This is a genomic window from Vibrio proteolyticus NBRC 13287, from assembly GCF_000467125.1.
Lineage (GTDB): Bacteria > Pseudomonadota > Gammaproteobacteria > Enterobacterales > Vibrionaceae > Vibrio > Vibrio proteolyticus.
This window is the reverse complement of the sequence record NZ_BATJ01000018.1, coordinates 123,357-133,894: the sequence shown is the minus strand read 5'-3', so window position 1 is coordinate 133,894 and position 10,538 is coordinate 123,357. Positions and strand designations below refer to the sequence as shown.

Genomic DNA, 10,538 nt, shown 5'->3' with positions numbered 1-10,538 from the left:
GAAAAGCCAGCTCATCGAGCTGGCTTTTTTCATTTCTGCTCATATGCATTCACCCCCCCCCCATCATCGCCATAAAAAAGCCCCGCAAGCGGGGCTGAACATGACTGAATCCTATAGGGGTGACTCAATCAGGATCACTCGCGTCTCATAAGGACGCAACACTTGGTGTGCATGGACGGTTTGCGCCTCTAGGTCGGCATAATTACCTAGCAGATAACGGGCAGACGACACATCGCTCCCCTCCGGTAGCACGCATTCGGTTTCTTCCGCATAATAGTTGTTCAAACAGATCAAAGTCTGCTGCGAGTTACAGCGCCGGTAGGCAAAGATCGCCGGATGTTCTGGAAGCAAATCGGTGTAATCGCCATCGGTGATCACCGCGACCCGTTTACGCAGCTCAATCAGCCGCTGATAAAAATAGAACACCGAGTTGGGGTCCTGGACGGCTTGCTCTGCATTGATGTGCTGATAATTGCTCGCCACATCCAACCATGGCGCAACCTGTGAGAAGCCCGCATAATCTCCGGCATGCCATTGCATCGGGGTACGCGAATTGTCACGTGATTTCTGCGCCAGAATGGCCATCATCTTGGCGTGAGGCACGCCGTGCTGGTTGACCATAATGTCATACATATTGGTACTCTCAACATCGCGGTATTGTTCGATACGTTCATAGCCCGGGTTGGTCATGCCGATCTCCTCGCCCTGATAGACGTACGGCGTCCCTTGCATCATGTGAACAGACGCCGCCAACATCTTGGCCGACTCGACCCGGTATCGGCCATCATTTCCCAAGCGACTGACCACACGAGGTTGGTCGTGGTTACACCAGAACAGCGCACCCCACCCCTTCCCGTTCAGCCCACTCTGCCAGTGATTGAAAATCTGTTTCAACTGGAGAAAGTCGAACGGCGCCTGTGTCCATTTTTCACCGTTTGGATAATCGACTTTCAGGTGATGGAAGTTGAATACCATGGATAACTCTTTGCCATCCAGAGAGGAGTAACGCTGGCAATGCTCCAAGGTGGTGGAGGACATCTCTCCCACCGTGACACTGCCGTACTTCTGGAATACCGCTTCACTGATTTCCTGCAAGTATTCATGCACGCGCGGGCCATCGGTGTAGAAGCGCCGTCCGTCCCCCTGGTCATCATTCGGAAAATCCTGTTGCTTAGAGATCAGATTGATCACATCCAAACGGAAACCGTCGACGCCTTTTTCGGCCCAAAAGCTGATGATGTCTTTCACTTCCCGGCGCACCACTGGATTCTCCCAGTTGAGATCGGCCTGCTCGGTAGCAAACAAATGCAGATAGTATTGCTCGGTTTGCTCGTCCAGCGCCCAGGCACTGCCGCCGAATTTAGATTGCCAGTTGTTGGGTACTCCGCCATTCACCGGATCTTTCCACACGTAATAGTCACGGTACGGGCTGTTCTTGTCTCCCAATGCGGACTGAAACCAGTGATGTGCGGTTGAGGTGTGGTTAACCACAATATCCATAATAAGGCGAATGCCACGCTGATGCGCTTCTTGCAGCAACTGGTCAAAATCGGCCATGGTGCCAAATTCCGGGTTAATGGCGTAGTAGTCCGAGATGTCGTAGCCATTATCGACCATGGGCGACTGATAGACCGGGGTCAACCAAATGGCGTCAATGCCGAGCATTTTTAGATAATCCAGCTTGGAAATGATGCCCTGTATGTCTCCGGTACCTTTATGACCACTGTCACAAAAACTCTTGGGATAGATCTGGTAAACCGTGGCAGTTTTCCACCAGTCGGTTTGGGGGTTGGTCAACGTCATCTACGTGTTCTCACTTACCTGAAATCAAAAAACAATGGAGTGGCCAACGGGCCACTCCAAAAACTCACTTAGGCACTGGCTGTTTCCAGCTCGCCTTTGGCTTGCGCTCGTTTATAGAACACCAGTGTCAATACAATCGGCACCACAATAGCAACGCCCATCGCAAGCAGGAAGACGCCCCAGAACTGAGGCTGGATAGAAAGAATGCCCGGCAAACCACCAACGCCGATACCATTCGCCATCACCCCCGCGCTGCCACAGATGGCGGCGGCCAACGCACTGCCGATCATCGCGCACAGCATCGGAAACTTGTATTTGAGGTTAATCCCGTACATCGCAGGCTCCGTCACCCCCAGATAGGCTGAAATGGCAGCCGGCACCGAAATATCACGTTCCCCATGCTTTTTGCTGATCAGAATAATGCCGACCACTGCCGATGCTTGCGCAATGTTTGACAACGCAATCAAAGGCCAGATAGGTGTTCCGCCGAGATCCTGCATCAATTGCAAGTCAACGGCGTTGGTGGTGTGGTGAATTCCTGTGATCACCAACGGGGCGTATAAAAAGCCAAACACGGTTGAGCCGATAATGGCAAAGTCACCGGTCATGGCCGCTTTGGCAGCAAACGCCACGCCGTCACCCAACAGACGACCGAACGGGCCAATCAGTGCGTGCGCCAACACCACAGAAATAATGATGGACACAAAAGGCACCACCACCAGGTAAAGGTAGGACGGTACAATGCGCTTGAGATTGGTTTCTATAAAGGCCAGCGCTATCCCCGCCAACATGGCCGGAATCACCTGAGCCTGATAGCCGACTTTCTCGATGGCGAACAAGCCGAAATCCCACACCTCCGGCATTTGTTTACCGATCAGGTACGCGTTCATTAATTGTGGCGACACCAACGTCACCCCGAGCGTAATACCCAGAATCGGCGTACCGCCCAGTTTTCTCACCGTCGACCAACACACGCCAACCGGCAGGAAGAAGAAGATCGCTTCACCAATCAACCATAAGAAGGAGTGCACTGTAGCCCAGAACTGACTGATCTCGGTCAGCGTCTGGCCATCGAACATTTTGATGTCACCGATGACGTTACGAAAACCCAGGATCAAACCACCCGTGATGATCGCCGGTAGCAGCGGAACAAAGATCTCCGCCAGGTGAGAGATACCCCGTTCAATGACGTTCATGTTCTGCCGCGCAGCCAGTTTGGCGTCATCTTTCGACGCCGCTTTCTGCCCGGTCAGCTCAATCAGAATCGCGTACACTTCATCCACATTGGTGCCGATCACAACCTGAAACTGACCCGCGTTAGTGAAGCAGCCTTTCACCAGACTCAGCGTTTCCAGTCCTTGTTTATCCGCTTTGTCGGTATCGTTCAGTACAAATCGCAAGCGAGTCAGGCAGTGGCTGACACTGGCAATGTTTTCGCCTCCGCCGACTAACTCGATAAGACGCGCAACGTCTTGTTTCGCTATCTTACTCATAACCTTGTCCACCCTATTTCATGTTCAGATATCGTATCGTTATTATTAATGGGAATGTTCCCACTTCTATTTCAATATATTGCCGAAACCCATGTCAAAACAAAATGGGAACAGTCCCATAAATTGAATGAGATCACAGGATATTTTTAAAACACTTAGTAAAGAATAGCTTAGCAGACAGTCATTACAGGAGTGGCGATTGGGTAATGTGAGCCAACTCGGATTGACCATTGATGTGAGAGATCAACAGCTTAGCGGCTTTTTCACCAGCCTGAGCATACCCAGGATCTATGCTGTACACGTTAGGAAACAGAAACGCCAGCAGTGGGCTGCCCCCGACCCCGGTGACCATCACGTCTTCACGTTCGAGCTCTTGCAGACGTTTAATCACCCCCAATGCCAGCGTGTCACTGGCGCAGACGATGGCTTGGGTTTGAGCGTTGAGCACGTGATCCACCAGCTGATAGGCACTGTGGTGATCCAGCTGACCAGTTTGATATGCAGGCGTCATATCGTGGGCCTGACTCCACTCCAGATACGCACTGAGTCTCTGCTGACCGGTGGTCAGATCGCTGGCTTCCACCCCAATAAAGGCAATGTGTTGCAACCCTTTGGCTCGGAGGTGTTCCAGTGCCGCCATAATCACTCCGTGATTGTCATAGTTGATTGACGAGACCAGATCGGTATTCATCGCAATCACCACGGCTTTTTCCTGCCATAGGCTCAACGGGGCGGTGTCCATATCCGCAAAGCCGAACACGATCACGCCATCGACATTGCGCTTTTTCAGCACACTGAGGTGCTCATTGGTTTTGTGGCGATCGAACTGACTTTCCATGATGACAGCGTCATAGCCTTCCGCATACAGTGCTTGCAGCATGCTACCGACGGCTTTATTTTCTGACGGTGACTCTAGGCGGGAAATGATCACCCCGACCACTTTCTGGCTGCCACCACGCATCGACTGCGCCGATTTCGATGGCACGTACCCGTGCGCCGCAATCACCTGCTCCACTTTCTGCCGGGTTTCCGGCTTGACTTTAGGGTCATTGGTCAGCACACGCGACACCGTGGATTTACCGACGCCGGCCAGTTGGGCAATATCGAGAATGGTCAGCTTTTTACTCATAAGGCAGAAACTAAATCAGGAGAGAAGCGGGCCGGACGGCCCGCCGGGCATTATTGCTGTTGTGGGAAGTCTTCGGTCACACAGTTGCGGAAAAAAGTGTCACCAACTTGCAGGCGGGCACCGTCACCTTTGGCATGCAGATCCACATCCATGCCTTCACCCTGCTCATTGGCTAGGATGTACCGGATGCCTGAGCCAGCGGGGACTTGCGTCAAGGCATAATCCTGGCCGTCAACCCGCACCGTTGCTTTGTCTTGTTGCGAATAGTCCGCGTCAAAAGCCATCTTTGCATCACAGCTGTAATGCAGGAAGTTTTCACCAGCCTGAGACAACGTATTGCCCGATTGAGCACATCCAAACAGCACAACGCTGGCCGCTGCAGCAATCAGAGTTTTGTTCATATTATTGTTCTCCAGAAATATAAGGGTCTTACCGAAACCTTAGACTATTTTGTCAGATAACCCGGAACGTCACGGATACTGTCCAGAACGACATCAGCCAACGCTTCTCCCTGCTCAGTTACAGGTTTTCCGGTGCGCACTAACACTTTGGTGCCCACGCCCGCTGCGTCCGCCGCCATCAGGTCTTCGGCTTTGTCGCCTACCATAACGGAGTTCGCCATATCGATGTTGAGAAAATCACGCGCCGAGATAAACATCCCCGGCTTAGGCTTGCGGCAGTCGCAATCTTCTTTGTATTTACCCTGTCCGTGTTCCGGATGGTGTGGGCAGTAGTAAATGCCGTCGAACTCCACACCGTTGTCAGCAAAGTTCCAATCCATCCACTGGGTCAGTGACAAAAAGCGCTCTTCGCTGAATTTACCGCGGGCGATACCGGACTGGTTGGTCACCAGCACCAGCTGATACCCCATCTGCTGAAGCGCCCTGGCGGCTTCAAACACGCCCTCAATGAACTCAAAATCATGTTCATCATGAACGTAACCGTGATCAACGTTAATCACACCATCACGATCCAAAAAGACTGCAGGTTTCGCCACAATGTATTTCTCTTTCAACTTTCAATAGTTATCAATTATTGCACGCTTTATTTCTTTCATCATCCTCTAATTATTCGGGCTATAAAGGCGGATAACCATTTAGACGTCTAGACGTAAAAATATCTATTGACTTAAACCAACGAAACCCATAGCATCGACTGGTCATTGAGATTCAAGTCAAAATAATATGCTGCGATAACGCACAGGTTGGAACATGATTGAGATTAACCAAGTCAACAAAGTCTTCTATCAGGGCAGTAAGGAAATTCTGGCTCTGAAAGACATCAATCTCCACATTGCCCAGGGGACCATTTTCGGTGTCATCGGTTCATCAGGGGCCGGCAAAAGTACCTTGATCCGCTGTGTAAACATGCTCGAAGAGCCAACATCGGGCTCTGTGGTCGTGGATGGGGTGGATCTGACCCAACTGTCCAAATCGCAACTGAGTGAAGCCCGACGTAACATCGGCATGATTTTCCAGCACTTTAACCTGCTGTCATCGCGCAGCGTATTCGATAATGTCGCGCTGCCGCTTGAGCTGGCGGGAGCGGACAACACGCACATTGAGCGTAAAGTCAGTGAATTACTGAAATTGGTCGGCCTGGCCGATAAACGCGACAGCTACCCATCCAACCTCAGTGGCGGTCAAAAACAGCGTGTCGCGATCGCCCGGGCTCTGGCGAGCGACCCTAAGGTTCTGCTGTGTGACGAAGCCACCAGCGCACTGGATCCGGCCACCACCCAGTCTATTCTGGAACTGCTCAAAGAAATTAACCGCAAGCTCAATATCACCATTTTGCTGATCACCCACGAGATGGACGTCGTGAAGAGCATCTGTCACGAGGTAGCGATCATCGGGGATGGCGAACTGGTTGAAAAAGGCACCGTGGGGGAAATTTTTGCCCATCCGAAAACCGAGCTGGCGCATGAATTCATCCGTTCAACACTGGATCTGTCGATCCCGGACGATTATCAGGCACGCCTGCAATCTCAACGTGTTGAAGGCAGCTACCCTCTGGTACGACTGGAGTTCACCGGCGCCACTGTTGATGCGCCGCTCATGTCGCAGATATCACGTAAGTTTAATATTGACGTCAGTATCCTAAGCTCTGATCTGGATTACGCTGGTGGTGTAAAATTCGGCATGATGGTGGCGGAACTGTTTGGTAACGAAAGCGACGACAACGCCGCGATCGACTATCTGCGTGAACACAATGTAAAAGTTGAGGTACTGGGTTATGTCCTTTAAAACACTCTCTGACTGGCTGAGCCTCAATGGCGATTTGTTACTGGGTGCAACCTGGGAAACCCTGTACATGGTGGCAGTTGCCGGCATCGTCGGTTTTGCGGTTGGCATTCCGCTTGGCGTGATTTTGCACACCAGCAAAAAAGGCGGCCTGCTGGAAAACCCAACCCTGAATAAAGTATTGGGTGCGATCGTTAACGTCGGCCGTTCGGTGCCTTTTTTGGTCCTGATGGTCGCGATCATTCCGGTCACCAAACTGCTGGTCGGCACCTTTATCGGCACCACCGCCGCAATCGTTCCACTGACCATCGGCGCCATTCCTTTTGTGGCCCGCCTGATTGAAGGCGCGCTGCTGGAAGTGCCGACCGGCTTGGTAGAGGCCGCGCAATCCATGGGGGCGACGCCACTGCAGATCATCAACAAAGTGCTGCTGCCAGAGGCGCTGCCAACCATCGTCAATTCTGTCACCATCACATTAGTCACTCTGGTCAGCTATTCTGCTATGGCAGGTACCGTGGGTGGCGGCGGTCTCGGCGATGTCGCAATTCGCTACGGTTTCCACCGTTACGATGTGGTGATCATGGCGGTCACTGTCGTGATGCTGATCGTTCTGGTTCAGATTATTCAGTCAATTGGTGACCATATCGTGCGCCGCGTTGATCACAGATAAATTCAAAAAGATTCGATTTATAACAAGGAGATAGTCAATGAAATTTAATCTTAAAGGTGTACTTGCCATCGCAGCTGCTGCCTCTGCTCTGATTCTTTCTGGCTGTGGTGACAAACAGGCCGACACCAGTAAAATCAAAGTCGGTGTCATGGCTGGTGCGGAAGCTCAGGTCGCGGAAGTGGCGGCGAAAGTGGCAAAAGAAAAATACGGCCTGGACGTAGAACTGGTGACATTTACCGATTACGTCACGCCTAATGCCGCACTGGATGACGGTTCCGTTGACGTCAATGCGTTCCAACACAAACCGTATCTGGATCAGCAAATCACCGATCGTGGTTACAAGCTGGCAATCGCTGGCAACACCTTTGTTTACCCTATCGCGGGCTACTCGAAGCAAGTGAAATCTGTCGACGACATCCAGGACGGTGCGCGCATCGCTGTACCGAACGATCCTACTAACCTGGGTCGCTCACTGCTGCTACTCGAGCAACAAGGCCTGATCAAACTTCGTGAAGGTGCGGGGCTGCTGGCCACGGTTCGTGACATCGTAGAAAATCCGAAGAACATTCAAATTGTCGAACTGGATGCGGCGCAGCTACCACGCTCTCTGGACGATGTGGCCCTGTCGATCATCAACACCACCTACGCCAGCTCAATCAATCTGACGCCACAAAAAGACGGTGTGTTTGTTGAAGACAAAGAGTCGCCTTACGTCAACCTGATTGTCGCGCGTGAAGACAACGTCAACGCAGAAAACGTGAAACAGTTCGTTCAATCTTACCAGACTGACGACGTGTACAACGCAGCGTCTGAAATCTTCCAGGGCGGAGTGGTGAAAGGCTGGTAAGCCAGATTCACCCAGAAAAACCAGAGCCCGCATAATGCGGGCTCTTTGCTTTTCGACCGGCCAAGCTTATTTAACATGGTCCCACGACAGGTTAGAAACAATCCGGCACTCATCGCACTTAAAATGGAAAATGTCGTGGAGTGGCTCTTCCAACAACCAGTCACCACCACATTTCGGACACCGACGCGCCTGCTCTTGCGCCAGACTGCTGCCTCCCACCCGGTACTGGTAGTAGTAAGTCGGAATGTGAGTCAGGTATTCAATCCGCCCACGTAAGTCCCAACCACGACGGAACAAAACGCTGTCGACATCGCAAATTTCGTGCAATGCGGCGTGTTCAGCCCGGCACGCACCAGCCATCTGCAGTTCGTCACACGCCTGCCACTCGGTCTGCCATTTAATCACTGCTTTGTGGTCACCGTTCAGCGTCGGCGGATTACGGTACAGCGGAATTGGCAACAGGCTGTCACCACTTCGCAGTGGTGAACAGGTATGCACATACGTGGTGTACAGCAACTGCCAACTGGGCGTTGTGGCCTCGGCGGATTCCTCTGAATTCAGATCGCGCCCGAGTAAACGCACTTTCGGCGCTAACAAACAAGCTTCAGACAAACGCTCAAGGCACACCCGGACAAAATCAGAGTGGTGTTTAGGGTGCAGGCTGTCTTGTTCCGGGCACACTGCCCGCACGTAAAACTCGCCATCGCCGATGACCATTGGAAATTCACGTCCCAATACCTGGCCGTTGTAACGCAAGGCATCCATCAAACCATTAACGGCTTTGTCGACCGCTGATACGGTGGTGTTGTCGAAACACTCAAACTGTAACTCTACAACAAACATCAATTACACCGCTGGCTCTAGCTGAATCAGAAACTCGCTCAGGCTCTCGGCCAACACATCACGTTTATCGGTGCCCAAACGTTCCAGAACCACGTTGCCACTGAGGTTACAGATCGAGATAACATCCAGCTCAGCATCAGTCGCCGCAATGAAGACCGTTGGCTTCAGCTTGAGGCGGCGCTGCGTGACCAAATGGCCCAGAATATTTTCCTGCAAGCGAGTGAAGTCCTCATCACTCCACACCTGAAGGAGCGTCAGTTCATTACTGTGCCACAATGCATCCATATCAGCACTGTACTGAGAACCGTAAAACGCTTTGATATCGTCATGCAGTGTCAGCTCAATTGCCTGCTCCACATTGGAGAAGTCCGCGGCCACTTCACGGCGACACGGTTGCCATAGCACGCCGTTCTCGTGCTTCCCGGCCACGCACGGTGACACCAGATCGGCCAGCGCTTCACTAACCGGTAACTGAGCATACGCTTGTTGATAAGCGTCGAGATACCTCTGACTAAATGAAAACAGTGCTTGAGCGGCTTTCTCTGTCATGAACAACTCCCTATTTTGCATTGTGGGGGCTGAGGACAGGCATACTTAATGACAGTCACAGCCGGATTGCGTAAAATTCTCTATTATTCTAATCGAATTCATCTGAAAGTATGAGCAAATATTCCAATGCCAAAGAGCTGGCTGGACTGACACTGGGTCAGAAAACCGAGTACGCCAGTCAATACGATCCGTCATTGCTGCAGCCAGTACCGCGTAGCCTTAACCGCAACGATCTAAACCTAGAAGCCCCCTTGCCGTTCCAGGGGTGCGACATCTGGACATTGTATGAATTGTCATGGCTGAATGACAAAGGCCTGCCGCAGGTTGCCGTCGGTGAAGTCGCCTTACCTGCCACCAGCCCTAATCTGATTGAATCTAAATCATTCAAGCTCTACCTGAACAGTTACAACCAGACTCATTTTCCCGACTGGCAACAGGTTCAAGCTCGTCTGGCACAGGATCTGTCTGCCTGCGCAGGGGAAGCCGTCAGCGTCACCCTACATCCGGTCACGGCGTTTACGAATCAACCGATAGTGACGATGGGCGGCGAATGTATTGATGAACAAGACATCACGATCTCGGGTTACGACTTTGATGAAACGCTGCTTAAAGACGCTGCGACGGGTGAGCAGGTGTCAGAAACCCTGCACAGCCACCTGCTGAAATCCAACTGTTTGATTACCAATCAGCCGGACTGGGGCAGTGTCGAAATTCGCTACCAAGGCAAGCAAATCGACCGTGAGGCGCTACTGCGTTATATTGTGTCTTTCCGGGAGCACAATGAGTTTCATGAGCAGTGTGTCGAACGTATTTTTACCGACATCATGAATTTCTGCCAGCCAGACTCGCTCACGGTGTACGCCCGCTATACCCGTCGCGGTGGACTGGACATCAACCCATTCCGCTCAACGGAACAGGCCACACCGGCCCACAACCATCGAATGGCTCGTCAATAAGGAAC

At 51.9% G+C, this 10,538-nt stretch carries 11 protein-coding genes; 4 read left to right on the top strand and 7 right to left on the bottom strand.

Features of this window, described 5'->3' with window-relative positions:
• Positions 1–111: 111 nt before the first annotated feature.
• The 5 genes from treC to gmhB all read right to left on the bottom strand — a co-directional run bounded on the left by treC (position 112) and on the right by gmhB (position 5,422).
• Entirely contained in the window at positions 112–1,803 is a 1,692-nt protein-coding gene (treC, locus tag VPR01S_RS17415) for an alpha,alpha-phosphotrehalase (RefSeq protein ID WP_021706687.1), read from the bottom strand.
• A 68-nt stretch (positions 1,804–1,871) separates the two neighbouring features.
• On the bottom strand, positions 1,872–3,296 hold the full coding sequence (treB, locus tag VPR01S_RS17410) for a PTS trehalose transporter subunit IIBC (RefSeq protein ID WP_040903020.1): 1,425 nt from the start codon (positions 3,294–3,296) through the stop codon (positions 1,872–1,874).
• A gap of 184 nt (positions 3,297–3,480) precedes the next feature.
• Complete coding sequence (treR, locus tag VPR01S_RS17405) at positions 3,481–4,425, bottom strand: trehalose operon repressor TreR (RefSeq protein ID WP_021706685.1); 945 nt, start codon at positions 4,423–4,425, stop codon at positions 3,481–3,483.
• A gap of 50 nt (positions 4,426–4,475) precedes the next feature.
• Positions 4,476–4,826, bottom strand: coding sequence for an MliC family protein (locus tag VPR01S_RS17400; RefSeq protein ID WP_021706684.1), 351 nt, complete (start codon positions 4,824–4,826; stop codon positions 4,476–4,478).
• Between the two features lie 44 nt (positions 4,827–4,870).
• On the bottom strand, positions 4,871–5,422 hold the full coding sequence (gene gmhB / locus VPR01S_RS17395) for a D-glycero-beta-D-manno-heptose 1,7-bisphosphate 7-phosphatase (protein WP_021706683.1): 552 nt from the start codon (positions 5,420–5,422) through the stop codon (positions 4,871–4,873).
• A 214-nt stretch (positions 5,423–5,636) separates the two neighbouring features.
• Here gmhB and metN point away from each other — a divergent pair, with 214 nt between their 5' ends.
• From metN to VPR01S_RS17380, 3 genes are read left to right on the top strand one after another with little or no spacing between them, the layout of a single operon-like run.
• Positions 5,637–6,671 carry a methionine ABC transporter ATP-binding protein MetN gene (metN, locus tag VPR01S_RS17390; protein WP_021706682.1) on the top strand — a complete coding sequence of 345 codons (1,035 nt, stop codon included), beginning with the start codon at positions 5,637–5,639 and terminating at the stop codon, positions 6,669–6,671.
• Positions 6,661–7,338 (top strand): methionine ABC transporter permease, encoded by a 678-nt coding sequence (locus VPR01S_RS17385; protein WP_021706681.1) that lies wholly within the window; start codon positions 6,661–6,663, stop codon positions 7,336–7,338. The genes metN and VPR01S_RS17385 overlap by 11 nt, the downstream gene beginning before the upstream one ends.
• Positions 7,339–7,375: 37 nt before the next feature.
• A complete protein-coding gene (locus VPR01S_RS17380) occupies positions 7,376–8,185 on the top strand; it encodes a MetQ/NlpA family lipoprotein (RefSeq protein WP_021706680.1) in 810 nt (269 codons plus the stop codon).
• A 66-nt stretch (positions 8,186–8,251) separates the two neighbouring features.
• On the opposite strand, the gene VPR01S_RS17375 is transcribed toward VPR01S_RS17380, so the two are convergent.
• Together VPR01S_RS17375 and syd are read right to left on the bottom strand one after the other, a co-directional pair.
• Complete coding sequence (locus VPR01S_RS17375) at positions 8,252–9,028, bottom strand: Zn-ribbon-containing protein (RefSeq protein ID WP_021706679.1); 777 nt, start codon at positions 9,026–9,028, stop codon at positions 8,252–8,254.
• 3 nt (positions 9,029–9,031) lie between these two features.
• Positions 9,032–9,577, bottom strand: coding sequence for a SecY-interacting protein (gene syd / locus VPR01S_RS17370; protein ID WP_021706678.1), 546 nt, complete (start codon positions 9,575–9,577; stop codon positions 9,032–9,034).
• A gap of 110 nt (positions 9,578–9,687) precedes the next feature.
• Here syd and queF point away from each other — a divergent pair, with 110 nt between their 5' ends.
• A complete protein-coding gene (queF, locus tag VPR01S_RS17365) occupies positions 9,688–10,533 on the top strand; it encodes an NADPH-dependent 7-cyano-7-deazaguanine reductase QueF (RefSeq protein WP_021706677.1) in 846 nt (281 codons plus the stop codon).
• Positions 10,534–10,538: the final 5 nt, after the last annotated feature.